We start from the raw sequence: 25,378 nt of genomic DNA, 5'->3' as shown, positions 1-25,378 counted from the left end.
CCGTCGCCTTCTCGACCAAGTGCTCGACCCGTCTGCCGGGCGCAGGTCTTGAGGGCATAAAAGAGGGGCGACCGAAACGGCGTTCCGGTCGCCCTCTGAAAGGTGCAGCTGAGCCGCGGTCGGCGGTCAGCGGGTGGTCGAGGTCAGGGACGGAGGGGGAAGGCCAGACCGGTCAGGTCCCGCACGGCACATCCGGAGCATCCGGCGCTGGAGGATCGAGAGATCAATCGGAAGAAGGGTCCGCAGAAGCGGTCCGCTGTCCCTTCTCTCCCTTCTGGGCGGACGCAGTCGCGCCGAAGAGGTTGAAGGTCGGGGCTTCCTCCCGCACCACTGCGACCTTGACCTTGGTCAGGCCGTGGCCGGTGAAGCCCAGTTGGCTGGCCGCGGCGCGCGACACGTCGATGATGCGCCCACGGACAAAGGGACCCCGGTCATTGATGCGAACGATGACCGTCTTCCCGTTTCTCAGATTGGTAACTTTGACCTTTGTGTTGAATGGCAGGGAACGGTGGGCCGCAGTCAGGGCACCCGGATTGAAGCGCTCACCGCTGGCCGTGCCACGCCCTTGCCAGTAATATGAAGCGATTCCGGTCTGTTCGGAATCGGCCTTGGCTGGGTGGGCGGCGGTGCTCGCGGCGATCGCGAAAAATCCGAGCAAAAACCCCTTCCGTAACTCCATACCCTCGACCTCCATGTTGTTGTGGGAGATCGTCGAATGACCGTGCAATGCGGCAGCATTGTCACGCGGGTGAAGCAGAATAATGGCAGGCGGAGCCTTTGCGCCGGATTGGCACCATTCTTCTGGCCTTACGGAAGGTCTGTTGCCTGAATATCACACAATAAGTTAACGGCTCATCCGATTACATTTGAGGGATCTGATCTATTCTTCGATACTACTTATTACTCGACGCCCTGTACACGCGTAGTCAACAACTCTCCACCGCGCTCAAGAACCGGATAAGCAGTGCCCGTGACCAGATGCGCGTTGATCCGCTTGAGGTCGCGCACCACGTCCAGTTGCATCGCCATGGCTTCCGCAGCCGCCGTCCCCCCGGCGCGAAGGCGGGCCAGATGCTCTTGATTGGCCTTGCTTTCCAGGTCGCGGAAGATGGTCTTTTCCGCCGCCAACAATCGCGCCGCACGGGGATCATCCGTCACGAAAAGAGCAGCCGCGGTGCGCAGGTTGGCCGTTAACCGGTCAAACACCTGTCCCAGATCCCCCCTGGCCTCGGCGGAAAAGGGGATGCCGCGCTTCAGGCGTTTATAGGCGAGGGTCAGCAGGCTGGTGTCGATCACGTCTCCGGCCTGTTCCATATTGGTGACGAAAGCCAGGATTTCTTCCACCCGGCGCTGGTCGCTGTCGCTCAACGTCTCCGGATCGAGGGACAGAAGATAGGTGCGGATCGATCCGGTGAGGCTATCCAGCACATCGTCCAGCCGACGCGCCTCATCCAGGCGGTTGCCCGTGTCCTTCTCGATGGCGAGGCGCGTGCACTGGATCATGGTCTCCAGGGTGTCGGCGAGGCGGAGGCTTTCGCGCGCCGCATTGCCGAGCGCCACCACCGGCGTCTCGATGGCGGCCGGGTTGAGGTAAAGCGGCTGGGCGGGATCCGCCTCGGCGGCCTTGTTGGGGAACAGGTGCTTGAGCATCTGTGAGAACGGCTTCAGGAACGGCAGGAAGGCGACTGCCAGCACCAGGTTGAACAGGGTGTGGAAGTCGGCGACGCCGCGCGCAATGTCCGCCTGGTAGGTGACGAACACCTGCGAAATGGGATCGAGCAAGGCGAGCACCACCACCACGCCCACCAGGCGATTGATCAGATTGCCGACGGGCATGCGGCGGGACGAGGGATCGAGGCCGCTGGAGGCCTCCAGGACCGGATTGAGCGCGCTGCCGAGATTGGCACCCAGAACCATGGCAAAGGCCGCTTCCGGCGGCACCACGCCCTTGCTCGCCAGCGACATGGCCAGCAGCACGATGGCGACCGAGGAATGGGCCACCCAGGTCAGGAGCGCTGCCGCCAGCATGGCGACGAAGGGCGCGGTGGAAATGGCGCCCATGAGCAGACGCAGGTTGGGCGCATCCTCATAGGGCGTGATCAGCTCGATGAGGCGGTGCAGGGACATGAGCATCAGGCCGAGGCCCACCAGCACCTTGCCCAGGTCGCGCGGCATGCCGGAGGCCGCGCGGCGATAGAGCACCACGCCCACCAGGATGAGCGCCGGCGCGACCGCAGCCACGTCGAAGGAGAGCACCTGCACCACCAGCGTGGTGCCCACATTCGCCCCCAGCATCACCGCCAGCGCCGGCACCAGGTCCACCACGCCCGTGGCGGCGAATCCCGCCACCATAAGGCCGGTGGCGGTGCTGCTCTGCAGGATGGCCGTCACCCCCAGGCCCGCGAAGAAGGCATGGAAGCGCGTCTTCAGCGCGCCCGCGAGCACCGTGCGCAGACGGGGCCCGAAGGCACGCATCACGCCGCTCTGCACCATGTGCGTGCCCCACAGGAGCAGCGCGATGCAGCCGGCCAGATCGAGGAGGGTGACAGGAAAGGGCATGGCCACGCTCGGCTCGTCCTAGGATGGGTGCGACCATTGCATGCGGCGCAGCAAGGTCAAACGGCGAAAGGCACGCGCACCCCCATCCGCCCCCCGGTTGTGCACAGGCTAGGACGCAGATGTGCGTCAGAGGGCTTGTCGTCCTCCCGATCATGGTCTAATACCCGCCTCCACGTCGGAGCGTAGCGCAGCCCGGTTAGCGCACTAGTCTGGGGGACTAGGGGTCGGAGGTTCAAATCCTCTCGCTCCGACCACTCAAATCCTTGAAAAATCGAAGCACGAGAGCGCCACATGGCGCTTTTCGTGTTTTTGAGGCCTGGCGTCGGATGGCGCAGGGCTCGGGAAGGCTACGGCGGTCTTGGATGCCGTGCGGGCAGGGGAGGGCGGGCCGCGCCGCATTGCGGGTCGATCGCTGCCTGCTCTAGAGTGACACCGCGCGAACTGGCGGGCGTGGTGCAGCTGGCTTTGCGCAGGCGGCTTTGCGGCACCACGGCGCGTTCGCCCACGGGCGAAAGCTGTCCGGGCCACGTCGACGTGGGAGGGGTGGTTGGCGCCCTCGGGGGATCGAGCACAGGCATGACGCTGGACTTCACGATTCTCGGATGCGGTTCCTCTGGCGGCGTGCCTCGGGTGGGGCAGGGATGGGGCGCGTGCGACCCCACCAACCCACGAAACCGCCGTCGTCGCTGCTCCCTGCTGGTGCGGCGCCGGGGTCCAGATGGCGTCACGACGGTCCTCGTCGACACCTCTCCGGACCTGCGGGAACAATTGCTGGATGCGGGCGTGACCCAGCTGGATGGCGTGCTCATCACCCACGAGCATGCGGACCACACCCATGGCATTGACGACCTGAGGCCCCTGGCCATCATGCACCGGAAGCGCCTGGACGTGTTCCTGGATGAGGAGACCTCCAAGGCGCTGCATCAGCGCTTCGGCTATTGCTTCCAAACCCCTCCCGGCGGCGTCTATCCGCCCATTCTCACCGAACATCGCTTCCATGAGGGCAGGCCGATCCAGGTGGATGGGGCAGGCGGGCCGATCATTGCCCTTCCGTTCCGCCAGCGCCATGGCGAGATCGATTCCTTCGGCTTCCGCTTTGCCGACGTGGCCTATTCCAGCGACGTGAACGCCTTTCCCGAGAACAGCCTGAAGCATCTGGCGGGGCTCGATGTGTGGATCATCGATGCGCTGCGCGAGCATCCCCACCCCAGCCATTTCACCCTGGGCGAGGCGCTGGATCATGTGGCGTTGATGAAGCCCCGACGCGCCATCCTGACCAACCTGCACACGGACCTGGACTATGCGGCCGTCGCCAGCGTGGTGCCTGAGAATGTCGAACCCGCCTACGACATGATGTCCTTCTCCACCCCAGCGGGGTGAGAGCGGCCACCTCCGCCGATCCACCGTCTTTTCCCGGAGCAACGCGCCAGCATTGTTGGCGCTCGGCCCGGCGGCGTCAGAGTGCAGGACGGTCACAGCCCGGCATACGAGAGCGCCGCTGCCGCTCGCTCCCTGGGCCACTGGCCGCTGGCCAGCGCCACGCTCTCCCGGCAACCCGCCGGCGCTGTCTTCGTCTCGCTTAGAGACAGATCCCGGTCTTCGTCGGAGGCGCCTCAGCGACCGGGAAACCGGTTGCGAAGGGAGTTCGGCGTGCGCAGCACCTCCGCCGGCTTCCGTCCCTCCAACGCAGAGCCGACATGGACGATCCGGGTAAGGAAGAATGTTCCATAATATCTCTTCTGCGAATTCGACCTAGACCCCATGGCCCGACGCCTCCTGTTTGAACCCTTGCATCCAGTCGAGGTGCCCTGCCCTGGCCAGCCGGGTTCGCGCCACACGGCGAAGCGGTAGAGATGGCCATGGCCGCCCCGTGCATGACCAGACCTTAAGAGGTCAACCCGCCGCTGCATGGACAACATTGCGGGCGGCGTTGGAATGGACCACCGCCAGGAAGACCATTTTTTGCGGTTTTCGGCCCCTTCGCCGTGCCTACACACGGTGTCGCCAGTGCGTTTGCGCGTGAGGCGCAAAAAAAGGCCTCCGCCCGCAGGCGGAGGCCTCAATCCATCTTCACAGGCCCGACCGGCCCTCCAATCACTCGGCGGCGGTCAGGGTCGCGGCAGAGGTTTTTTCGCCCTGGGGCCGGCCCACGCTCTCATAGATGAAGCCGGCCTTTTCCATCTCGTCCGGGCGGTAGATGTTCCGCAGGTCGATGATGATCGGGTGATTCAGGATCTCCTTCAGGCGGTCGAGATCCAGGGCGCGGAAGGCGTCCCATTCGGTCACGATCACCAGGCAGTCGGCGCCCTCGGCAATCTCATAGGGCCCTGCCCCGTATTCCACGCCCACGGGCAGAACCTTGCGGGCCTCGTCCATGCCTTCCGGATCGTAGGCGCGTACCTTCATGCCGCGATCCATCAGCGCGTTGATGATGGAGATGGCCGGGCTGTCGCGCATATCGTCGGTGTTGGGCTTGAAGGTGAGGCCCAATATGGCCGCGGTCTTGCCGCGCACGTCGCCGCCGAGCGCGTTGACCACCTTGCGGCTCATGGCCATCTTGCGCACTTCGTTGACGGTCACCACCGTTTCGATGATGCGCAGCGGGGTTCCAGCCTGCTGGGCGGTGCGGGTGAGCGCCAGCGTGTCCTTCGGGAAGCAGGACCCGCCATAGCCCGGGCCGGCATGCAGGAACTTGGAACCGATCCGGTTGTCGAGGCCGATGCCCCGCGCCACTTCCTGCACGTTCGCGCCGACCTGCTCGCACAGGTCCGCCATTTCGTTGATGAAGGTGATCTTCATCGCCAGGAAGGCGTTACCGGCATATTTGATCAGCTCGGACGTGCGGCGGCTGGTGAAGAGGATCGGCAGGTTGTTGAGCGACAGCGGACGATAGAGGCCGCTCATGACCTCCTTCGCACGCGGCTCCTCGGTTCCCACCACCACGCGGTCGGGACGCTTGAAGTCTTCGATGGCGGCGCCTTCGCGCAGGAATTCGGGGTTGGAGACCACCGAAATGTCCGCCTCGGGACGGGTCTCGCGGATGATGCGCTCCACCTCGTCGCCGGTGCCCACCGGCACGGTCGACTTGGTGACCACCACCGTATAGCCCTCGGCAACGCTCGCGATCTCGCGGGCGGCGGCATAGACATAGGACAGGTCCGCATGGCCGTCGCCACGGCGGGACGGCGTGCCGACTGCGATAAAGACGGCGTCGGCGGAGCGGACCGCCTCGGTCAGGTCGATGGCGAACTTCAGGCGGCCGGCCGCCACGTTGCGGTGCACAAGCTCGTCCAGGCCCGGCTCGAAAATCGGGATCTTGCCCTCTTCGAGCATGGCGATCTTGCGAGCGTCCTTGTCGATGCAGGTAACGTGATGGCCGAAATCGGCAAAGCACGCGCCGGAAACCAGCCCCACATACCCTGTCCCAATCATCGCAACGCGCATGGTAGACCCATCATCCTTGATCGCTGGAAGGTGCGTCGTTTCTTTATACGCGCTTTGAGCGCTGCGCACCCGCGACTTGATGCGCTGCAAGATGAAAAATTCTGGCCGAAGATTACAATGGCCGCAGGCCTCAGATCCTGCGCCGGCTCATCCATGCCTGGTCGTCATGCTGCATCCGCGTCACGCTCCAGCTCTTCCAGGCGCCTTAAGGCGGCGGTAGTCAAGTCCAGTCGGGGCATCCCTTCGGGAATAGAGGCAGGCCCGCCACCATGAAAACGACCGCCCTCGCCTGCCGCGCCACCTGCTGGTTCAAGCGCCCGGCCGCATCCCGGAACCGGCGGGCCAGCGCATTGTCGGGGACGATGCCGAGCCCCACCTCGTTGGACACCACCACGGTGGGAGCGGTGCGCTGTGCAAGGGCCTCCGAAAGGCACTCCGCCTGATCTTCCAGGTCAGCATCGGCCAGCAAGTGATTGGAAAGCCACAAAGTCAGGCAATCTATCAGGGCTGGCCGATCCTGCGGCAGGGCTCGCAGGACCCCGGCCAGATCCAGCGGCGCGTCGTGGGTGATCCACTGCGGCCCGCGCTCGGCGCGGTGGCGGGCGATGCGATCCGCCATCTCCGCATCATAGGCTTCGGCGGTGGCGAGGAAGGCATAGGGGCCGGGCAGCTGCTCCACCAGCCTCAGGGCGTATCCGCTCTTGCCGGACCGCGCGCCGCCCAGCACGAAGATGAGATGGGGATTTTCGCCTGCGATCATGCCATGCCCCACCTGATGCTTCACTTGAGTCGTACGCGACATCCCGCGCCCGCAGGACATTCGCGTGATTTCAGTGCCTTGCGGGAAGCAGGCGAGACGTCGGACGCCGCTCCTCACCTGCCCTGTTAGCGGCTCTAGATTAGCTGCGCGCCTTGGCCACAAGCGCGGAGGTGGAACGCCCCGCCACCAGGTCGGCGAGCACCAGGCGTCCCCCGGCGGCCGTCACCTCCTTGGCGCCCACCACGTCCTCCGGGCGATAGTCGGCGCCCTTCACCAGCACATCCGGCATCAGGGCCACGATGGTCTCCAGCGGCGTGTCCTCGTCGAACACGACCACCAGGTCAACGCACCGCATGGCGCCCATGACCCGCGCCCGCGCCGCCTCGTCCTGGACCGGACGGGTGGGGCCCTTCAGGCGCTGGACCGAGGCGTCGGAGTTCAGACCCACCACCAGGCGGTCGCCTTCGCGCGCGGCGGCCTCCAGCATGGCCACATGGCCGGGATGGATCAGGTCGAAGCAGCCATTGGTAAAGACCACCCGCGCGCCGCTGGCCTTCCAGCGCGCGACGATCTCCTGCGCTTCGCCCCGGGTGACGCAGGCGCCGGGGGGCACCGTCGTCTCGAGGGACTGTTCGAGCACTTGCGCCAATTCCGCGCGCGTGACCACGGCGGTGCCGAGCTTGGCCACCGCCAGGGCGGCGGCCGCATTGGCGATACGCACCGCCACTTCCAGCGGCTGGCCGCAGGCGAGCGACATGCCGAGCGCCGCCAGCACCGTGTCGCCGGCACCGGAGACGTCGAACACCTCCCGGGCCTGGGCGGGAATGTGGAGCACGCTGCCGGAGCGGCGCCACAGGGTCATGCCTTTTTCCGCACGGGTCACCAGCACGTCGCCGCCGAATTGCGCCGCCGCCGCTGCCGCCGCCTCGGCCGCCTGGGCATCCGTGTCGTCGGCGAGCCCGGTGGCCTCGGCCAGCTCTCGCCGGTTGGGCGTGACGAGTTGGGCACCGCGATAGGCCTCGAAAGTGCGGCGCTTGGGATCGACGATGACCGGTATTCCGCGCGCCTGCGCCGCCGCCATGGCCGCCGCGATGACCGCATCGCCCAGCACGCCTTTGGCATAGTCGGAGAGGATCACCACCGCCGCACGGGCGATGGCAGCCTCCGCGGCTGCGATCAGCGCGGCGATCACGGCCGCGTCGGGCGCGCGGGTGTCCTCGGCATCGATGCGTACGATCTGCTGGCGTCCGCTCATCACGCGCGTCTTGGTGATGGTCGGCCGGTTCGGATCGGCGACAAGGCCGGACAGATCAATGGCGGGATGGCGGGCGAGGGCGGTGCGCAGGTCCCCTGCCCGGCTGTCATCGCCCACGAGTCCCACCAGATATACGGGAGCGCCGAGGGCCGCCGCATTCGCCGCCACGTTGGCGGCACCGCCGGGCACGATGCGCTCGACGCCATGCACCAGCACCGGCACCGGCGCCTCCGGCGAAACGCGGGAAACCGAGCCGGAAATGTAATGGTCCACCATGACATCGCCGATGATGGCGACGGGTCCCGGCGGGTTTTGCGTCAGCATGAGCGAGCCTTTAGATGGTCGCGCCGTCAGGCGTTGCGGCCGCGCAGATATTCGGTGACGTAGCGCCGGACCCCCTCCTCCAGCGCCGTGAAGGGCCGATCGTAGCCGGCGGCCCTGAGCTTGGTCATGTCCGCCTGCGTGAAATACTGATAGGCGTTGCGGATGCTCTCCGGCATGTCCACATAATCGATGCGGGCCGGCTGCCCCACCGCGGAAAAGACCGCCCGCGCAAGGTCGGCGAAGCTGCGGGCGGCGCCCGTGCCCACATTGAAGATGCCAGAGACAGAGGGCGTCTCGAACAGCCAGCGCACCACGTCCACGCAATCGCCGACATAGACGAAGTCGCGCAGCTGGCCGCCATCCTCATATTGGGGCACATGGGACTTGAAGAGCGTCACCGCGCCGCCATCCCGGGCGGTGGGGTAGATCTTGTTGATGACCGAGCGCATGTCGGCCTTATGGTCCTCGCGCGGACCATAGACATTGAAGAAGCGCAGGCCCGCCCACTGGGGCGGCGTCGGGCGCCCGGCCTCCACGTCCGCCACGAAACGGCGGTCGGCCATCAGCTTGCTCCAGCCATAGGCATTGAGCGGGACCTGAGCGGCGAGCGCGGCGGGGCTCTGGTCGTCCGTGAATCCGCCGGCGCCGTCGCCATAGGTGGCGGCGGAGGAGGCATAGATGAAGCGCAGGCCCTTGCGCGCGCACAACGCCCACAGATCCAGCGTCGGTCGGATGTTGCGGGCGACGATGCGGTCCCCGTCCCGCTCGGTGGTGGCGGAGATGGCGCCCATATGGACCACCAGCGCCACTCGGCCCGCCTCGCGCTCCAGGAAGTCCAGCGTCGCTTCGGGACGGATCACGTCATCCAGCAGGATGTCGGAGATGTTGCGCCATTTCGGGCCGTCCTCCAGCCAGTCCGCCACCACCACGCGCGCCCCTTCGGACGCAAAGGCGCGGGCGATGTTGGCGCCGATGAACCCCGCCCCGCCGGTGACGAGGACGGTGTCGCGGACGAGCGGACGGGACATAAGACGGCTCCCGGAAAACAAGGCGGTCCCTGTGCCACGCGACGACGGGGCTTGTCCAGAGCGGGACTGGCGGAGGTTACCGTCCCTCGGCGTGCCCGAGGCGGAGCACATTGAGCGCGCGCCATGCATCCTGCGCCTTGTGGTCGGCAAGGCATGGCGGGCCTTCCACCGTTTCCGGCGCGATGCGGCAGCGTGCCTTCTCGCAGGGCGCGCAGGGCCGGAAGGAGCGCAATTCCAGCACTTTGGGGCCGTAGAGGCCAGTGAGGCGCGTGTCGGTGGGGCCATAGAGGCCCACCGTCGGCAGGCCGAGGGCGGCCGCCATGTGGCCGAGGCCTGAATCCACGCTCACCACGCCCGCCGCACCGGCCAGGACGGGAACAAGCTGGTCCAGCGGACCCGGCGGCACGATCTCGATTCCCGGCAGGCCCTCCGCGATGGCGGCAGCGCGCCGGCTCTCCACCTCGCCTTGCGCGAACAGGCGGCAATCGAAGCCGGCCTTGTCCGCAAGCGTGGCCAGCGCGCGCCAATGGGCGACGGTCCAGGTCTTGGTGGGCCAGGTGGTGCCATGCAGCAGCATCAGATAGGGACGCACGCCCGGCGCCGGCGCAACCGAAAGCCCGGCATCGATGGGCAGGCCATTCAGATCATAGGAGAGCGCGCCGGCAAACAGGCGGCGGATCCGCAGCGCCATATGCTCCACTTCGGGAATGGAGAAGGTGCGGTCATAGAAGAGGCTGGCCAGGCCCTCCCGCGCGCTGGACCGGTCGAAGCCGGAGCGTGTTCCGCGCGCCCGGCGGGCGACCAGGGCGCTCTTGACCAGCCCCTGGGCGTCAATCACCGCGTCATAGGGCTCCGCCGACAGGGCGTCGCCGAGGCGGGACCAGTCGCCGTTGCGCCAGGCGGCGAACGGCGCCTTGCGCAGGCGGCGCAGCGGCACCGGAATGGCCCGCCGCACCGCCGGGTGCAGCTTCACGAGGGGCACGAACGCTTCCTCGACCGCCCAGTCCGCGACGAGACCGGGAATGCGGCGGCATGCATCGGTGAGCGCCGGGAAGGTGTGCACCACATCCCCGAGCGAGGACAGCTTCACCACCAGGATCTTCATGGCCTCACGCCCGCACGCGAACGGCGGCGGCCATCACCTCGGCCGGGGTGATGGCCTCGAAGCAGGCGAGCGTGCCCAGCGGGCATTCCCGCTTGAAGCAGGGCCGGCAGGGCAGATCGTGGGAGACGACCAGGGCCTTCGGAGCGGTGGGCGGCGTCATCTTCTCGGAGCTGGAGCCGTAGAGCACCACCAGAGGACGATCGAGCGCGCCGGCCACATGCATGAGGCCGGAATCGTTGGACACCACCACGTCGGAGGCCGCCAGCAGCGCCGCCGCCTCGATGAGGCTGGTGCGACCGGCAAGATTGTCCACGGGTACGCCAGCGACGCGGGCGATCTCTTCCGCGATGGGCGCATCCTTCGGGCCGCCGAAGAGGCGCACCCGATAGCCGGCGGCGACCGCCGTGGCCGCCAGCCGACCAAACTTTTCCGCCGGCCACCGCTTGGCCGGCCCATATTCCGCGCCAGGACACAGGGCCATCACAGGCCCCTCCCCGGCCAAGGGAAACCGGCCTTCCGCCGCCTCCCGCGCACCATCGGGCAGAACGAGGCGGGGACGCGGCGCGGTCATCTGGTCCCCGCGGGGGGCACCGAGAGCCACGAACCGGTCAATGGTGCGCGCGGTCTTGCGGGCGCTGTCGTCCCGCGCCTCCGTCAGCAGCAGGCTGCGGCCCTCGGCGGCATAGCCGATGCGCTCCGGAATGCGGGCGGCGAACGGCACGATGGCGGCCTTGAACGCCCTCGGCAGGATGATGGCCGTGCCATAGCCTTCTCCCCGCAAGGCCCTGCCGGCCCGCCAGCGGGCCATCAGACCCAGTTCCCCATGGCCAAGGCCCAGAGGAATGGTGCGGCGGACGCCCCGGATGAGGCGCGCGATGGGAAGGGCGGCGGGCGGGGCGATCACATCCACCGGGCGGCCGGGATCCCGGACCCTGAGGCTCTCGATCAGGCTCGCAGCCATCACCATGTCGCCGACCCAGGACGGGCCGACAAGCAGGATGGGCGATACGGAACCGAATGCACGCATGGAATCTCGACCCGACCTTCCGGGCATCGCCACGGTGCACCGCGGCACCCTGCGGGCCCCTTCCTCGCCCTCTTGGCAAGGGGACGCGCCCGCGTCAAGGCGCTCGAACCAAGCGAGGTACAAGCCATGCGCAGGGGGCGGGCGACGCGCGGGGTGTATGACAGAGGCGCGAGAGATGGGAAGCGGCTGCGCCGATGTGCCGAGCAAAAAAGAAGGGCACCGGCCTGCGCCGATGCCCTTCCCTTGAAAGCGCCGAGAAGCGAAGGCGTCAGGCCGCCTTGTTGAAGGTCTTCTCAACTGTGGACTTGATCGGCTCGGAGCTTTCCGTCGCGATCTTCTGGGCCAGGGCGGAGAGTTCCTTGGCCTGGGCCTGGAGGCTCTCATACTGCTGGCGCAGGTGCGTGGTGGACAGCTCGACCGCCTCGGCGGTGGACTTGGCGCCCAGCACGGACGCGAAGAAATCGAACGCGGAATTCACATTCGTGCGCAGGATCTCGAGCGACTTCACATTGTATTCCGCAACGCCCTTGGTGGCGGTGGAATAGGTGCCCTCGAAGGCCTCGGTGGTCTGCTCGGCAGCGGACTTGAACTTCTCGTAATTGCCGCGCGCCGCGACCACGCTCTTCTCCGCGAAATCACGGAACGGCGCGGGAACCTCGAACTTGCCGAAGGCGCCGCTGGCAGCGGCCATCTGGTCCTGGAACGCTTTGGTGAATTCGTTCATGGCTTCCTCGGTGCGGTAACAAACCCCTGACTGCGATCCGCATGCCCAAACCCACGCCTGAAATGTGAAATCCAGGATGGACGGGACCCGATCGTCAACCTCTATCGGATCATATCGCACCAAGTGTGCGGCACAAAATGATTTTTGCGCCGCACAATCGATTTTATCGCACCTGCGGGAGAAGGAATGCCGGCTCAGGGTCTCAGTAGGTCTGATCGGACCCCGACGGCGCCTTGGTGGCCTTTTCCGCCGCTTCCTTGGCGGTCTTGAAGGCCGTTGCCTGGAACTCTTCCGCGGCGGTCTTGGCCTGCTGCGCGGCGGCGGTTCCGAGGGCCTGGACCCGCTCGGCCAGGGCGCGGGCATGCTCATCAAGGGTGCGGGCGGTGGATTCGCCCAGCGAGCGGGCATCATTGCTGAGCGAAGCGGCCTGGGTCGCCACCGCTTCCACCTGCTTCTTCAGGAACTCCGCCTGGAGGGTGAAGACCTCCTGGGGGCTCTTGGCCTGGACCAGCTTGCCCAGGAAATCGAAGGAGGCGGCGACGTTGGCTTCTACAAGGCCCAGTGTCTTCTGGCGCAGTTCCTTCACGCCGGTGCGCACTTCCTCCAGGCGGCCCTCCGATTCTCCCACCGCCGTGCGCGCGGTGTCGAACAGCGTGTCGAAGGCCTGGCGGGCCTGGGCCACATTCTTTTCGGCAAGGGCCCGCAACTCGGGCGGCAATTCGAGGTCGGGACCGAATTTCGCAGTCATCGTCGTCACTCCTCGGGCATGGGGCGGTCAGCGGGGAACAGCCGCTCCGTCCTGATTTTAGTCATGCCACATGGGGCCGTCGCAATGAGAAAGATTGCAACACCAGCGGCAATTGCCGCGATATTAAGAATTGCCTGCCACAACCTTAGGCTGGGACGCACAAAAACGCCCACCGATTATGAGGAAATGGCTTGAGGGGCACGGAACGTGCAATAGACGGAGCGATGAGCGAACCTACCATCCGTACGCTACCGCTGAACGATCCGGTGTTCGCGCCCCTGCACCGGGAGGATTTGCCGTCTTTCGTCGTTGCCCTGCCGCAGGGCGAACTGGTGGCGGCGACCCAAGCTTGCTCGCCGCTCGGCCTCGCCCCCCACCAGCCTTTGCCCAACGCCGCCGCCGAGCTGGCGCGCCGTATCGCCGCACGCGATCATGAGGCGGCTTCTCAGGAGCGAATTTCTCTCCCCCTGTCGCCCGAGCCGCAGCTATTCTCCTGCCGCTCGATTCTCACCCCCACCGGCCAGTTTGTGATGTTTGCAGACCCTCGGAGCCTCAGCACTTCCGCGCAGGGCACTGCGGTGGCTTCGTCGGAGCCGCGCCGCACGGGGGGCGGTGAGCCGCGCGCCGTGCGCTTCACCTGGGAGGTGGATGCCGCGGGCCGCCTGACCCGGCTCTCCGAGAGCTTTCGCGCTGCGCTTCCCTTGGGCGACTGGACAGGGCAGCCATTCGTTCCGCTGCTGACCGACCTCGGTTTTTCCGGTGGCGACACGCTGGAAACGGCCCTCTCGTCCCAGACCACCTTTTCCGACATTGCCTTGGAAGGCCATGCGGGGCGCTTAAGGCTCGGCGGCGTGGCCCTCTTTTCTGCGTCGCGCCTGCAAACGGGCACACGCGGCTTCGGACAGTTCTGGGGCACGCCCGCCGTCCAAGGTGCACCAGGCGAGCCAAGCCTGCCGCCGGCAGTGCCGGAGGGTGGGGCGGCAGAACCGGAAGCCGCCACGCCTTTTTCCCCGCCGGATGTCCTCCATGCGCCCAATGTCGTTCCGCTGCGTGGAGGAAGCCTCACACCCCGCGAGCGCACCGCCTTTCACGAGATCGCGCGGACCCTCCATGACGCCATCGATTCCTGGCAAAAAACCGGGGACGCACCGCCGCTCCCGGATGTGAACGAAGCCCCACCCATTGGTCAGGGCAGTTCCACCGATGGCGAGGAAGGGGTCCTCGACCGCCTGCCGCTCGGCGTGGTCGTGCATCAGCAGGGTGAGCTGGTGCGCGTGAACCGGACGCTGCTGTCCTGGTGCGGCGATGCGAGTATGGACGATTTCGAGGCCGCCGGCGGACTGCCTCCGCGCCTGTCGCGCCCGGATGCGGTCAAGCCGCTGTGCCTGAGGACCAATGAGGGCGCGGAATTGCCGGTGGAGGTTCGGGTCGTATCCGCCACTTGGGCGGGGCGGCCGGCGCTTGTCCATGTGGTGCGCCGGCTCGACGATGCGCCTCCCGGGAACGAGGTCGCCGCGACGAATGCCCTCCAGCAGACCCTGGATCTCATTCCTGTGGGCGTCGTTCTCTTGGACCGGGCGGGCGCCATCGCCGAGGCCAACGAAACCGTGGGCCGGTACGCCGGATTTCCCCGGGAAGACCTGCGCGGCGAACCCTTTACCGCGCTGTTTGCAACGCACAGTCAGAGCCGGGCCGTGCAATTGCTGGATGAGGCGGCCCTGCAGGAGCCCCCCCTTCCCTGCAGCGCTGTGTTGACCGTGCGCTCGCGCAAGGGGGGCGACGTGCAGATGGCGGCGACGCTGGCGCGGGTCGCCAGCGAGGCGCAGCGTTATTGCCTCGTCCTGCGGCCGGCAACCGAAAGCGCCTCCTCCTCCCTCCCCGGCCCAGTGGCGGGTGGCGGCCGCGCCGATGCGCTGGATGCACCGGCCGGGCGCGCGGCCGTGGACGCGCTGGCGCGCCGCATGTCGCACGCCATTCGCACGCCCTTGACGTCCATACTCGGCTTCGTGGATGCGGTTCGCTCGTCCACCTTCGGCCCGGTCGGCAATGCACGCTATGCCAAGCACGCGGAAGCTGCGCAATTGGCCGGGCAGCATCTCCTGGCCGTTCTGGAGGATGTGGAACATCTCTTCCCCGCTTCGCCTCTCGGCGAGCCGGAGCGGGTGGATCTTCCGCAGGTGCTCGACGCAGCCCTGGCCCATCTGGGCGACATCATCAAGCGCCGCCGCGTCCTGGTTCGCCGCGACGTGCCGCCGACCCTCGCCTGCGCCACCCGCAAGGCAGCGCTGGAATATGTCGTGCGCCTCCTCCTCGAAGAGGCGATCCGCGCCACCCCGGTGGGTGGCCAGGTGATGGTCTCGATCCGTCAGGACGGACCGGCGGTGCTGCTGCGGGTTCGCGATGCCGGAGATGCCCTCTCCGAACCTGAAATTGCCCAGGCCCTAAATGCCCTCGCCAGCGCCCCCGTGAGCGACCGCTTCAGCGCCGCAGGCCTGCCATTCCGGTTCGCCCGCCTGTCGGCCCTCGTGCGGGCGGAAGGCGGCACCATGTCCCTGCAGCGGGGCACCGGCGGGGGCGTGCTGGTGGACGTTTCCTTTCCCGCCTGAGTCGCCTTCCCGCGATATTCTGGATCTGTTGCCCGGCCGCGCGGGGCGAGGACGCTCGCCTGCCTTCCCCGACGCGCTGCACCTGCTCACCCCCTCCGAAATTCTACGTATTCCTACGAGGGCTCCAGAGTAGAATTATTAGAATGTAGCGTTTCCAGGCTCGAAAATGCGTCGTTTGATGCCCATGTGGCACGGCGTACCATTGACGATGCGCGGCCAGTTCTGCGTAAATGAGCGTCAAAGAGAGTGTTTAGAATGTATCTAAACATCGGCGAGCCCGGAAAGCGATGATCGTCTGTTCGTGCAACGTATTCTCCGATCATCAGGTGCGCGATGCGGTCGCGTCCACGGAGGGGGTGCGCTCGCCCGGTGAGGTGTATCGGTGTCTCGGCTGCGCGCCCCAGTGCGGACGCTGCGCCCGGACCATCCGCGCCATTCTCGATCAGGTTCAGGGGTCATGCGCCGCTTGCCCGGTGGAATGCCCCGCCGCCAATCTCTCCACCCGCATGCTCGCGGCCGAGTGAGGTGCGCCGTCTCGCGCACAGCGGGTGACATCTTGCGCTTAGATTAGAATTCCTCTAACTCTGTTTCCAGACAAGCCGGGGGCCTTTCGGGCCCGCAAAAGGAGTCGGCGATCATGAAGGGTGATGCGAAGGTCATCGAATACCTCAATCGGGGCCTGCGTTCAGAACTGACCGCGATCAACCAGTATTGGTTGCACTACCGCATGCTCGACAATTGGGGCTACAAGGCGCTGGCCAAGAAGTGGCGCGCCGAGTCCATCGAGGAGATGGTGCACGCGGACAAGTTCGTTGACCGCATCCTGTTCCTCGACGGCTTCCCGAACATGCAGGTTCTGGACCCGCTGCGGATTGGCCAGGATATCAAGGAAATCCTGGAAGCCGATCTTGCCGCCGAAGAAGGCGCCCGCGCCCTCTACCAGGAGGCCGCCGCCTACTGCCAGACGGTCAAGGACTTCCCGAGCCGTGACCTGTTCGAGGAACTGATGACGGACGAGGAAGGTCACATCGACTTCCTCGAGACCCAGCTCGACCTCGTGGCCAAGCTCGGCGTGCAGCTCTACGCCCAGCACCACATTGGCGAGCTTGAAGAGGATTGATCCTCTGCCTGAAAAGGCTCAGGTGACAGAGAGGCCCGGGCAGTGATGCACGGGCCTTTTTCTTTATCCGGCAGCGTGTTGACTCCGCGAGGTCACCTTTGGCCTGCGCCAGAGCCTTCTCAAGGACGCGAAGCCTCGCTTTTTAGAGAAAATCTAACCTATTGGCCACACTTGTATTTTCATTGACGCAAAGCGTGGCCACGCGTTAGCCGGTCTTCCTGGTTACAGTCCCGCAACACAAAAAATCTGCGGGCGACGGAGGACCTCATGCTGAAGCCGCTCCTGCTGCGCTCTGTTCTTGCCGCTGGCGTCTCTCTCTGCTTCGTTTCGGCGCCTTCCTTTGCGGAAGAGGTGGTGAATGTCTACACCACCCGCGAGCCGGGCTTGGCAGCGCCGCTGTTCGAGGCGTTCACCAAGGAAACCGGCATCAAGGTCAACAGCGTGTTCGTGAAGGACGGCCTGGCCGAGCGCGTCAAGGCTGAGGGCGCCGCGTCCCCCGCCGACGTGCTTATGACCGTGGACGCGGGCAACCTTCTCGACGTGGTGGAGGCTGGCGTCACCCAGCCGGTGACGAGCTCCGTGCTCACCGCCGCCGTTCCCGCCAACCTTCGGGACCCGCAGGGCAATTGGTATGCCCTCTCCATGCGCGCCCGGCTGGTCTACGAGACCAAGGACGGCCCCATGCTGGCCGACTTCCACTACGAGGACCTCGCCGATCCCAAGTGGAAGGGCAAGATCTGCATTCGGTCGGGCCAGCATCCCTACAATGTGGCGCTCACGGCCGCCTATCTCGTCCATCACGGCGAGGCAAAGACCGAAGCCTGGCTGCGCGGTCTGAAATCCAACCTCGCCCGCAAGGCCACCGGTGGCGATCGCGAAGGCGCGCGAGACATTCTCGGCGGGATCTGCGACCTGGCGATCGGCAATTCCTATTATGTGGCCCTGATGCGCCAGGGCAACCCGGAGCAGAAGAAGTGGGGCGAGGCCATCACCGTGGTGATGCCGACCTTCGAGGGCGGCGGAACCCATGTGAACGTGTCGGGCGCCGCCGTGGCCAAGAATGCTCCCAATAAGGCCAACGCCATCAAGCTGCTCGAATTTGCCGTGTCGCCGCAGATGCAGGCGCTCTATGCCAAGCAGAATTTCGAGTATCCGGTGCTTCCCAGCGCTGCGGTTGACCCGCTGATTGCCGAGCTTGGCCCGCTGAAGGTGGATCCCATCTCCATCGTCGACATTGCCAAGGCACGCAAGAAGGCGAGCGAACTCATCGACAAGGTCGGCTTCGACAGCTGAACGACGCCTCCCGCGTGACAGTGACAGCCGCTCCCGGTCGGGCCCGCTCGGCCCATTCTCGCCCCACCCGGCTCAACGGGTTGGTCCTGGCGGCGGGGCTGGTGGCGGCTGTCGTGTGCCTTCCGGTTGGAGCCCTGATCGCCATCGCGGCTCAGGGCTCCGGCGATTTGTGGCCGCACCTGATCGCCCATGTGCTGCCGGAGGCAATGGTCCAGACCGGCACCTTGCTCCTGGGTGTGGGGGTGCTCACCGTCCTCGTCGCGGTGCCGTGCGCCTGGCTCGTCTCCACCTGCGATTTTCCCGGTCGGCGGACCCTCGATTGGGCCTTGCTGCTCCCGCTGGCCGTTCCCGGCTACATCGTCGCTTATTCCTATCTCGACATTCTGCACCCGCTCGGGCCCGTCCAGAGCGCCATTCGATGGCTGCTGGGCATTTCAAGCCCGCGGGGCCTGCGCCTGCCGGATCTGCGCTCGGCGGGCGGGTGCATCTTCGTGCTGTCGTGCGTGCTCTATCCTTATGTCTACCTGTCCGCCCGGGCGAGCTTCATGATGCAGTCGGCGGCGGTGCTGGAAGTGGCCCGCACGCTGGGGGCCGGACCGTGGCGGACCGCCATGCGCATCGCCCTGCCCCTGGCGCGCCCGGCCATCGTGGCCGGAGTCACGCTCGCCCTCCTGGAAGTTCTCGGCGACATCGGTGCATCCGAGTTCCTCGGCATGCGGACCTTGACCGTGTCCATCTACGCCACCTGGGTGAACCGCTCGAACCTGCCGGGCGCGGCCCAGATCGCCCTCGTGATGCTGGTGGTGGTCCTCGGGCTCATCGCCGCGGAGCGGGTGGCGCGAAAGGGGGCCCGCTATGTGGGCGCCGGATCTGGCCGGAGCCGGCCCGCCTTGCGCCTGACGGGTGTCCAGGCGGCAGGCGCGATCGCTGCCTGCCTCCTGCCGCTGACGCTGGGCTTCATCGTCCCGGTGCTTCATCTCGCCCATGCCGCAGGAACCCGCCTGGGCATCAATGGCATCCCCGCCTCGCTGTGGGCAGAAGCGCGCAACAGCGCGGTGCTGGCGGGCGGGGGCACGCTGCTGGCCCTGGCGCTGGGAGCGGTGGTCGCGGTGGCCCTGCGCCTGTCCCGCGGGCCCCTCGTACCCGCGCTGGCGCGGCTTGCCTCCACCGGCTATGCGATCCCGGGAACGGTGCTGGCCATCGGGCTGCTGACGCCCATGGCCGGTTTCGACAATCTGATCAACGGCTTCATGGTGGAGATGACAGGCACCGGCACGGGCCTTCTCCTGTCCGGCTCAGGGGCGGCGCTGGTGATCGCATATGCCGTCCGCTTCCTGTCCATTCCCATTGGCGGCCTGGAGGCGGGCTACGCCAAAATGTCCCTGCACCTGGACATGGCGGCGCGCAGCCTGGGCTCCACCCGCGCCCGGGTGATCAACCGCATTCACCTGCCTCTCCTGCGCCCGGCGGCGGCAACGGCCGCTTTGATCGTTTTCGTGGACGGCATGAAGGAATTGCCCGCCACCTTGTTGCTGCGTCCCCTCGGGGTCGAGACGCTCGCCACGCATATTTATGGAGAGGCGGCCCGCGGCACCTATGAGGACGGCGCACTGGCTGCCCTCGCCATCATCCTAGTGGGCCTCGGCCCGGTTCTCCTCCTCGCGCGCCTCTCCCGCCGCCCCCAGCCAAGTGATGCCTCCCTGCAACAGGGCTCTGCCAGCAACTAGCCCGATCGCCTGCAAAGCCCGTCCAGCCTTGAAACCGACACAGACCGCCTGGAAAGTCTTTGCAACACGGGAAACCACTCAGGCAAACGGGGGCGAGTCGTTGGCTGAGCGCGGTCCTGTCTGACCGAAGACCGGAAGATCTGGTGGTGACATTCCAAGACACGGCTCGCCGCGCCCTGGCCATTTCGGCTGCGGTGATCGGTGGCCTCGCGCTCGCGCTCCTTGCAGCCATGGCCTTCGTGCCGATGCTGGTGTCCAAGAGCGACCTGCGCCGTCTCTCGACCGACGCCATCATGCAGGCGACGGGGCAGATGGCGGCCCTCGATGGCGAGGCCGAGTTCAAGCTCTTCCCTCTCCCCCAGGTGCATCTCACCCGGGTGGTGTTTCCCTTGCCCGGCGGCGGGACGCTGGATGCCGAGGGCGCCGTCGCCAATCTCAAGCTGATGCCGCTTCTGGTGGGTCGCATCGAGGTGGCCGACGTCGCGCTGGAACGACCAACCCTCGTCGTAACCTCCACCGCTTCCGCGCCGCCCGTGGCCGTGGCTGCGCTGGTGGTGGCCAAGGACGCGCCGGAACTGAGGCTGACGAAGGGCACCGTTGTCCTGCGCTCGCGCGACGGGCTGACGCGGGAAATCATCAACGGCATCGATGCGCGCCTGGTGCGCACCGCGGGCGGCGCGGGCGCTTCCCTTTCGGCTGCCTTCATCTGGCGGGATGTGGAATGCGAGGCCCGCATTTCCATCGCCAATGTCCTGGATTTTCTGACCGGCAAGGCTGCGGACACCCGCGTCGAACTGGCCACCGGCGGCTCCTGGGCGCGCTTTCGTGGCACGGCCTCCGGCGGGCGCAAGCCGGGCGCGACGGGCGATGTCTCCGGCGAGACCCCATCGCTGCGGGGGCTGCTCACCTGGATCGGCGTCGAGCCGCCCACCGCCGGCGGGCTGAAGCACTTCGCTTTTTCCGGCAAGGTTCAAGCCACTGAGGATTCGGCCGCCTTTACCGCCGTCACTCTGAAGCTGGACGGCAACCAGACCGAGGGCGCCTTGAGCGCCAAGCTGGAAGCCGGGCATCCCACAATCCAGGGTACGTTCGCCACCGACCGCCTCGATGTCACGCCTTATGGGCGCATGATCCTCGCCGACAGCGCCACCAATGTGTGGGACCGTACGCCGCTCGACCTGAGGACCCTCAATCGGCTCGATCTCGACCTGCGGTTCTCGGCCGCTTCGGTGACGGCTGATGCGAGCACGTTCGAACGAGTCGCCACGAGCGCCATGATCCGCTCCGGCCGGCTGACGGTTGCTGTTGGCACGGCACAGGCCTGGGGTGGGGACATCCGCGCCTCGCTCTCAGTCGGGCCGAACGCCAATGGCGGCGCCCTGGTGCGGGCCGAGGCGGAAGGCAACAAGGTGGCTCTGCTGCCTGCCCTGGATGACATTATGGGTGTCCGCCGTCTGGACGGTACCGGCGACCTGGAAGTGCAGCTGGAAGGATCGGGGGTAAGCATTCTCGACATCGCCCAGTCCCTGAATGGCCATATCGAACTGACCGGTGCCAATGGCGCGGTGCTGGGCATCGACGTCGCGCAGGTGCTGAATCGGATCGAGCGGCGCCCCCTGTCCGGCGGCGGCGATCTGCGCGGCGGAAAGACCGCCTATGACACCTTGGCCGCGAAGATCCGTCTCGACGGCGGGACAGCCACCATCGAAGAGGCATCCATCCGCGGAAAGCAGGTCAGCCTGAGTCTCGCCGGCAATGTGTCGGTGGCCCGGCGGGAGATCGACCTGAAGGGCGAAGCCATCCTGCTCTCGCCAGCGCCCGCCACGGGGGCGGAGCGCCCCAAGCCCGACTTCGACCTGCCCTTCATGGTGCAGGGTCCCTGGAGCGGTGCCTTCGTGGTGCTGGATCCCCAGATGCTGATCCGTCGCTCCGGGGCCGCCCAACCCTTGCTCGAGGCCGTGCGCAACCGGACCAATGGGGAGGCGGCGGTGCGCTCGGTGATCGAGCAATTGGCCAAGCCCTCCGCCTTGCCCCCCGTGCCGGCAAAGGCAGGGAACTGACGCCACGACAAAGGCGCCCTCGCCCCAGTGAAGTGGTGACGATGAGACTTAAAACGCGTGCGAATCCAAAGGCTTGATTGGAGCTCTTGAGGTTCTGAGCGAATCCTGCCGCTCATCCTCCGCCATAAGGTCAGGACTCACTGTGCCGGCTGGGATTGCCGCGTGCGCCCGTTCAAGGACGCCGCCAGCTCCGCCGGGGGATCGCTGGCCAGGCGGGCGAAGAGGAAATGATCCTCCCAATTGCCGTTGATGCACAGATATTGGCGGGCATAGCCCTCGCGGATGAAGCCCAGCCGTTCGAGCAGATGGATGGACGCCATATTGTTGGTCATGCACGCGGCCTCGATCCGGCGCAGGCGGAGCGCTTCATAGGCCACAGGAAGGACCGCGCTCACCGCCGCCCGCATATAGCCCTTGCCCGCATAGGGCGCGCCCATCCAATAGCCGAGGCTCGCCGCCTGGCACACGCCCCGGCGGACGTTGGACAGGGTCAGGCCACCCAAGAGGACGTGGTCGCGCTCATGGAAGATGAAAAGCGGGTAGGCCTCGTCGGACATCATGTCCCGCGCATAGCGGCGCAGGCGGTGGCGAAAGGCGGTGCGGGTGAGGTCATCCGCCGGCCAGAGGGGCTCCCACGGCGTGAGGAACGCGCGGCTCTCTTCCCTTAGGTCGCGCCAGGCGGGGTAGTCCTGCATCTGCGGCACCCGCAGATAGACGCCGCGCCCCGGGATCACGGGAAGCACTTCATTGCCGAAGACGGTCCTCAGGAACCACATGGACGGGGCTCGTGCCAGCGACTTTGAACAATGCCGGAGCTGCGCGCACTCTCGCGAGCGCCAGCAGCAACAGCACCTTACGCCAAAAAGACGACCGGCCCGAGCATTCCAGTGCCGGCTATGCGCCCAGACGTTCCACCACCCGGGCGGCAGGTTCAAGCCCCGCGCCCGGACCAATCGCCGCGAGGGTGGGGTGTCCGCCAGCGACGAGGTCGCGCGCCGCCTGGCGCACGCCCTCCACCGTGACCGCCTCCACCTTCGCCACGATCTCCTCCAACGGGATCACCCGGTCGAAGCCGAGGATCTGCCGGGCCAGTTGCTCGGCCCGCGCACCGGAGCTTTCCAGGGCGGCCAGGAGCCCCACCTTCATCTGTGCCTTGGCGCGCGCCACCTCCGTCTCGATGACGGTGTTGCCGGCGGCGATGATCTGGTCGATCACCACGCTGGTCAGCTCGCCCACATCCCCCACGTCGGTGCCGGCATAGACGCCGAACAGGCCGGTGTCCGCATAGGACCAGTGGAAGGCATAGATGGAATAGCACAGGCCCCGCTCCTCGCGGACCTCCTGGAAGAGGCGCGAGGACATTCCGCCGCCCAGCACATTGGTGAGCACCTGCAACGCGTGATAGCCGGGATCCTTGTAGGTGCGCCCTTCCAGGCCCAGCACCACGTGCACCTGTTCCAGGTCGCGCGGGGTGAGCAAGGTGCCGCCGCCATAACGGGCGACGGGCGTGACCGGCTTCTGGACGGGCGCAACGGACTTCAGGCGATGCGCCGCCTCTTCCACCAGATGGTCATGGTCCACCGCGCCGGCGGCGGAGACGACCATGCGGGGCCCGCGATAGGTGCGCGCCAGATAGGCGCCGAGCGCCTGCGGATCGAACGCGCGCACCGTCTCCGGGGTGCCCAGGATGGAGCGGCCGACCGCCTGTCCGGGAAAGGCCGTCTCCTGGAACAGGTCGAACACGAGGTCATCGGGCGTGTCCTGGACGGCGCCGATCTCCTGGACGATGACATTCTTCTCCCGCGCCAGCTCGTCGGGGGCGAAGGCCGGCTCGGTGAGGATGTCCGAGAGAATGTCGAGGCCGAGCCCCACATCCTCGCCCAGCACCCGCACATTGTAGGAGGTCTGCTCCACCGAGGTGGCGGCATTGATGTCGCCGCCCACCTGCTCGATCTCCTCCGCGATCCGACGGGCGGAGCGTCGGCGCGTGCCCTTGAAGGCCATATGTTCCAGAAGGTGGGAGATGCCGTGCTCGCCCTCCTCCTCGTCGCGCGCGCCCGCGCCCACCCAGATGCCGAGCGAAGCCGTGCCCAGATGGGGCATGGCGTCGGAAATGACCGTGATGCCGTTCTCCAGCGTGGTGCGCTTCACGCTCATGCGTGCGCCCCCGCCGAGATGCGGGCATGGCTGGTGATGAAGGCTTCGATGGCGCCGATGTCGTTGGGCAGCACGGAGGTGCGCTCCTTGCGCGTCATCAGGTCCGCCATATGGGGCGGCAAAGGCGGGCGCTTCCCGGTGGCGGCTTCCACCGCATCGGGGAACTTGGCCGGATGGGCGGTGGAGAGCACCACCTGCGGTACGCGGGCGGCATGCTCCACCTTGCTCGCCACCGCCATGGCGACCGCCGTGTGCGGATCGAGAACGTAGCCGGTGTCCTGATAGACCTTGCGGATGGTGGCTGCCGTCTCTGGCTCGTCGGCGCGCTCGGCGGAGAAGTCGCCGGCAATGGCTTCCAGCGCCGGGCGCGGCAGGGTGAAGCTGCCGGACTGGCTGAGCTGGGCCATCAGGGTGCGCACGCTGGCCGCGTCCCGATCCACCGCCTCGAAGATCAGACGCTCGAAATTGGACGAGACCTGGATGTCCATGGACGGGGAGGAGGAGGGCTGCACCCCCTTCACCTCATAGCGCCCGCTTTCCAGCGTGCGGGCGAGGATGTCGTTCACATTGGTGGCGATGGTCAGGTCGCGCACCGGCAGGCCCATGCGCTTGGCCACCCAGCCGGCGAGGATGTCGCCGAAATTGCCGGTGGGCACCACGAAGGAGACCTCGCGGTGGGGCGCGCCCAATGCCGAGGCGGCGTAGAAGTAATAGACCACCTGGGCGACGATGCGGGCCCAGTTGATGGAATTGACCCCCGCCAGCGCCATCCGGTCGCGGAAGGCGTGATGGTTGAACATGGCCTTCACATGGGCCTGGCAATCGTCGAACGTGCCTTCCACCGCGATGGCATGCACATTGGCCCCGCCCACCGTGGTCATCTGGCGCCGCTGCACCTCGGACACCCGCTTGTGCGGATAGAGGATGAAGACGTCCACCGCGTCCGAATGCCGGAACGCTTCGATGGCGGCGCTGCCGGTGTCGCCCGAGGTGGCGCCTACAATGGTGGCCCGTCCGCCCCGTTGGGCGAGCACATGGTCCATCATGCGCGCCAGCAATTGCATGGCGACATCCTTGAACGCCAAGGTCGGGCCGTGGAACAGCTCCAGGATGAAGCGGTTGGGCGCGATCTGGACCAGAGGCGTCGTGGCGGTGTGGCGGAAGGTGCGGTAGGCATCCGTGATCATCACGTCGAGCGCGGCCGAGGGAATGGCCCCGTCCACGAAAGGCGTGATGATGCGGCGCGCCACGTCCGCATAGGGCTTGCCCGCAAGGGCGGCGATCTCGTCCGCTTTCAGCGTCGGCCAGTCCTGCGGCACATAAAGTCCACCATCGCGCGCAAGCCCGGCAAGCAGGGCATCGGCGAATGACAAAGGCGGCGCCTCGCCGCGGGTGGAGACGTAAAGCAAGACCTCGAACTCCGAACAATGCACGAAGACCA

Annotated in this window: 20 protein-coding genes and 1 tRNA gene; 8 read left to right on the top strand and 13 right to left on the bottom strand. The window is 66.7% G+C overall.

The genetic code is table 11. The annotated features are described in order from the left end of the window. Positions 1-223 precede the first annotated feature (223 nt). On the bottom strand, positions 224-679 hold the full coding sequence (locus tag PV781_RS00755) for a septal ring lytic transglycosylase RlpA family protein (protein ID WP_342455433.1): 456 nt from the start codon (positions 677-679) through the stop codon (positions 224-226). A gap of 221 nt (positions 680-900) precedes the next feature. Beyond that, on the bottom strand, positions 901-2,559 hold the full coding sequence (locus tag PV781_RS00750) for a Na/Pi cotransporter family protein (RefSeq protein WP_274773737.1): 1,659 nt from the start codon (positions 2,557-2,559) through the stop codon (positions 901-903). Between the two features lie 176 nt (positions 2,560-2,735). On the opposite strand from PV781_RS00750, the gene PV781_RS00745 reads away from it, so the two are divergent. Next, positions 2,736-2,813: transfer RNA gene (locus tag PV781_RS00745), tRNA-Pro, on the top strand. A 322-nt stretch (positions 2,814-3,135) separates the two neighbouring features. Continuing rightward, complete coding sequence (locus PV781_RS00740) at positions 3,136-3,939, top strand: MBL fold metallo-hydrolase (RefSeq protein WP_274773736.1); 804 nt, start codon at positions 3,136-3,138, stop codon at positions 3,937-3,939. A 714-nt stretch (positions 3,940-4,653) separates the two neighbouring features. Here the strand turns inward: PV781_RS00740 and PV781_RS00735 are convergent. The 8 genes from PV781_RS00735 to PV781_RS00700 all read right to left on the bottom strand — a co-directional run bounded on the left by PV781_RS00735 (position 4,654) and on the right by PV781_RS00700 (position 12,974). Then, positions 4,654-6,003: a UDP-glucose dehydrogenase family protein gene (locus PV781_RS00735; RefSeq protein WP_274773735.1), complete on the bottom strand. Its 1,350-nt coding sequence runs from the start codon at positions 6,001-6,003 to the stop codon at positions 4,654-4,656. Positions 6,004-6,223: 220 nt separating this feature from the next. Further along, positions 6,224-6,763, bottom strand: coding sequence for a bifunctional adenosylcobinamide kinase/adenosylcobinamide-phosphate guanylyltransferase (gene cobU / locus PV781_RS00730; protein WP_274773734.1), 540 nt, complete (start codon positions 6,761-6,763; stop codon positions 6,224-6,226). A gap of 139 nt (positions 6,764-6,902) precedes the next feature. Further along, a complete protein-coding gene (gene rfaE1, locus PV781_RS00725; RefSeq protein WP_274773733.1) occupies positions 6,903-8,342 on the bottom strand; it encodes a D-glycero-beta-D-manno-heptose-7-phosphate kinase in 1,440 nt (479 codons plus the stop codon). Between the two features lie 26 nt (positions 8,343-8,368). Then, positions 8,369-9,370, bottom strand: a complete 1,002-nt coding sequence (gene rfaD, locus PV781_RS00720) for an ADP-glyceromanno-heptose 6-epimerase (protein ID WP_274773732.1) — start codon at positions 9,368-9,370, stop codon at positions 8,369-8,371. Between the two features lie 76 nt (positions 9,371-9,446). After that, positions 9,447-10,475, bottom strand: coding sequence for a lipopolysaccharide heptosyltransferase I (gene waaC / locus PV781_RS00715; protein WP_274773731.1), 1,029 nt, complete (start codon positions 10,473-10,475; stop codon positions 9,447-9,449). Positions 10,476-10,479: 4 nt separating this feature from the next. Continuing rightward, positions 10,480-11,502 carry a lipopolysaccharide heptosyltransferase II gene (gene waaF / locus PV781_RS00710; RefSeq protein WP_274773730.1) on the bottom strand — a complete coding sequence of 341 codons (1,023 nt, stop codon included), beginning with the start codon at positions 11,500-11,502 and terminating at the stop codon, positions 10,480-10,482. Positions 11,503-11,770: 268 nt separating this feature from the next. After that, the gene (locus PV781_RS00705) at positions 11,771-12,226 is read right to left on the bottom strand and encodes a phasin (protein WP_274773729.1); all 456 of its coding nucleotides are present in this window, start codon (positions 12,224-12,226) and stop codon (positions 11,771-11,773) included. A gap of 202 nt (positions 12,227-12,428) precedes the next feature. Further along, positions 12,429-12,974 (bottom strand): phasin family protein, encoded by a 546-nt coding sequence (locus PV781_RS00700; RefSeq protein WP_274773728.1) that lies wholly within the window; start codon positions 12,972-12,974, stop codon positions 12,429-12,431. A gap of 224 nt (positions 12,975-13,198) precedes the next feature. Between PV781_RS00700 and PV781_RS00695 the strand changes: the two genes are divergently transcribed. The 6 genes from PV781_RS00695 (at position 13,199) to PV781_RS00670 (ending at position 21,780) form a co-directional block, all read left to right on the top strand. Continuing rightward, a complete protein-coding gene (locus tag PV781_RS00695) occupies positions 13,199-15,580 on the top strand; it encodes a PAS domain S-box protein (protein WP_274773727.1) in 2,382 nt (793 codons plus the stop codon). Positions 15,581-15,867: 287 nt separating this feature from the next. Then, positions 15,868-16,104: a (2Fe-2S)-binding protein gene (locus PV781_RS00690; protein ID WP_274773726.1), complete on the top strand. Its 237-nt coding sequence runs from the start codon at positions 15,868-15,870 to the stop codon at positions 16,102-16,104. A gap of 113 nt (positions 16,105-16,217) precedes the next feature. Next, the gene (gene bfr / locus PV781_RS00685; protein ID WP_209100366.1) at positions 16,218-16,700 is read left to right on the top strand and encodes a bacterioferritin; all 483 of its coding nucleotides are present in this window, start codon (positions 16,218-16,220) and stop codon (positions 16,698-16,700) included. A 267-nt stretch (positions 16,701-16,967) separates the two neighbouring features. Beyond that, positions 16,968-17,993 carry a Fe(3+) ABC transporter substrate-binding protein gene (locus tag PV781_RS00680; protein ID WP_274773725.1) on the top strand — a complete coding sequence of 342 codons (1,026 nt, stop codon included), beginning with the start codon at positions 16,968-16,970 and terminating at the stop codon, positions 17,991-17,993. Positions 17,994-18,007: 14 nt separating this feature from the next. After that, entirely contained in the window at positions 18,008-19,720 is a 1,713-nt protein-coding gene (locus PV781_RS00675; RefSeq protein ID WP_342455432.1) for an ABC transporter permease, read from the top strand. Positions 19,721-19,866: 146 nt separating this feature from the next. Then, the gene (locus tag PV781_RS00670; protein WP_274773724.1) at positions 19,867-21,780 is read left to right on the top strand and encodes an AsmA family protein; all 1,914 of its coding nucleotides are present in this window, start codon (positions 19,867-19,869) and stop codon (positions 21,778-21,780) included. 137 nt (positions 21,781-21,917) lie between these two features. On the opposite strand, the gene PV781_RS00665 is transcribed toward PV781_RS00670, so the two are convergent. From PV781_RS00665 to thrC, 3 genes are all read right to left on the bottom strand, one after another. Continuing rightward, positions 21,918-22,556 carry a GNAT family N-acetyltransferase gene (locus tag PV781_RS00665; RefSeq protein WP_274773723.1) on the bottom strand — a complete coding sequence of 213 codons (639 nt, stop codon included), beginning with the start codon at positions 22,554-22,556 and terminating at the stop codon, positions 21,918-21,920. Positions 22,557-22,674: 118 nt separating this feature from the next. Then, positions 22,675-23,937, bottom strand: a complete 1,263-nt coding sequence (locus tag PV781_RS00660; RefSeq protein ID WP_274773722.1) for a M16 family metallopeptidase — start codon at positions 23,935-23,937, stop codon at positions 22,675-22,677. Further along, positions 23,934-25,346 carry a threonine synthase gene (gene thrC / locus PV781_RS00655; RefSeq protein WP_274773721.1) on the bottom strand — a complete coding sequence of 471 codons (1,413 nt, stop codon included), beginning with the start codon at positions 25,344-25,346 and terminating at the stop codon, positions 23,934-23,936. The genes PV781_RS00660 and thrC overlap by 4 nt, the downstream gene beginning before the upstream one ends. Positions 25,347-25,378: the final 32 nt, after the last annotated feature.

The sequence above is a fragment of the Aquabacter sediminis genome (assembly GCF_028863665.1).
Taxonomy (GTDB): domain Bacteria; phylum Pseudomonadota; class Alphaproteobacteria; order Rhizobiales; family Xanthobacteraceae; genus L1I39.
Note: the sequence above shows the minus strand (reverse complement) of the source record. Positions and strands in the feature narration are given on the sequence as shown.

Excerpts from the sequence above, each read along its gene's own strand:
- PV781_RS00750 (WP_274773737.1), bottom strand. The coding sequence starts at position 2,559 with ATGCCCTTTCCTGTCACCCTCCTCGATCTGGCCGGCTGCATCGCGCTG.
- bfr (WP_209100366.1), top strand. The coding sequence starts at position 16,218 with ATGAAGGGTGATGCGAAGGTCATCGAATACCTCAATCGGGGCCTGCGT.
- PV781_RS00740 (WP_274773736.1), top strand. The coding sequence starts at position 3,136 with ATGACGCTGGACTTCACGATTCTCGGATGCGGTTCCTCTGGCGGCGTG.
- PV781_RS00660 (WP_274773722.1), bottom strand. The coding sequence starts at position 23,937 with ATGAGCGTGAAGCGCACCACGCTGGAGAACGGCATCACGGTCATTTCC.
- waaF (WP_274773730.1), bottom strand. The coding sequence starts at position 11,502 with ATGCGTGCATTCGGTTCCGTATCGCCCATCCTGCTTGTCGGCCCGTCC.
- rfaE1 (WP_274773733.1), bottom strand. The coding sequence starts at position 8,342 with ATGCTGACGCAAAACCCGCCGGGACCCGTCGCCATCATCGGCGATGTC.
- PV781_RS00665 (WP_274773723.1), bottom strand. The coding sequence starts at position 22,556 with ATGTGGTTCCTGAGGACCGTCTTCGGCAATGAAGTGCTTCCCGTGATC.
- cobU (WP_274773734.1), bottom strand. The coding sequence starts at position 6,763 with ATGATCGCAGGCGAAAATCCCCATCTCATCTTCGTGCTGGGCGGCGCG.
- PV781_RS00695 (WP_274773727.1), top strand. The coding sequence starts at position 13,199 with ATGAGCGAACCTACCATCCGTACGCTACCGCTGAACGATCCGGTGTTC.
- PV781_RS00690 (WP_274773726.1), top strand. The coding sequence starts at position 15,868 with ATGATCGTCTGTTCGTGCAACGTATTCTCCGATCATCAGGTGCGCGAT.
- rfaD (WP_274773732.1), bottom strand. The coding sequence starts at position 9,370 with ATGTCCCGTCCGCTCGTCCGCGACACCGTCCTCGTCACCGGCGGGGCG.
- PV781_RS00700 (WP_274773728.1), bottom strand. The coding sequence starts at position 12,974 with ATGACTGCGAAATTCGGTCCCGACCTCGAATTGCCGCCCGAGTTGCGG.
- waaC (WP_274773731.1), bottom strand. The coding sequence starts at position 10,475 with ATGAAGATCCTGGTGGTGAAGCTGTCCTCGCTCGGGGATGTGGTGCAC.
- PV781_RS00735 (WP_274773735.1), bottom strand. The coding sequence starts at position 6,003 with ATGCGCGTTGCGATGATTGGGACAGGGTATGTGGGGCTGGTTTCCGGC.
- PV781_RS00680 (WP_274773725.1), top strand. The coding sequence starts at position 16,968 with ATGCTGAAGCCGCTCCTGCTGCGCTCTGTTCTTGCCGCTGGCGTCTCT.
- PV781_RS00705 (WP_274773729.1), bottom strand. The coding sequence starts at position 12,226 with ATGAACGAATTCACCAAAGCGTTCCAGGACCAGATGGCCGCTGCCAGC.
- PV781_RS00755 (WP_342455433.1), bottom strand. The coding sequence starts at position 679 with ATGGAGTTACGGAAGGGGTTTTTGCTCGGATTTTTCGCGATCGCCGCG.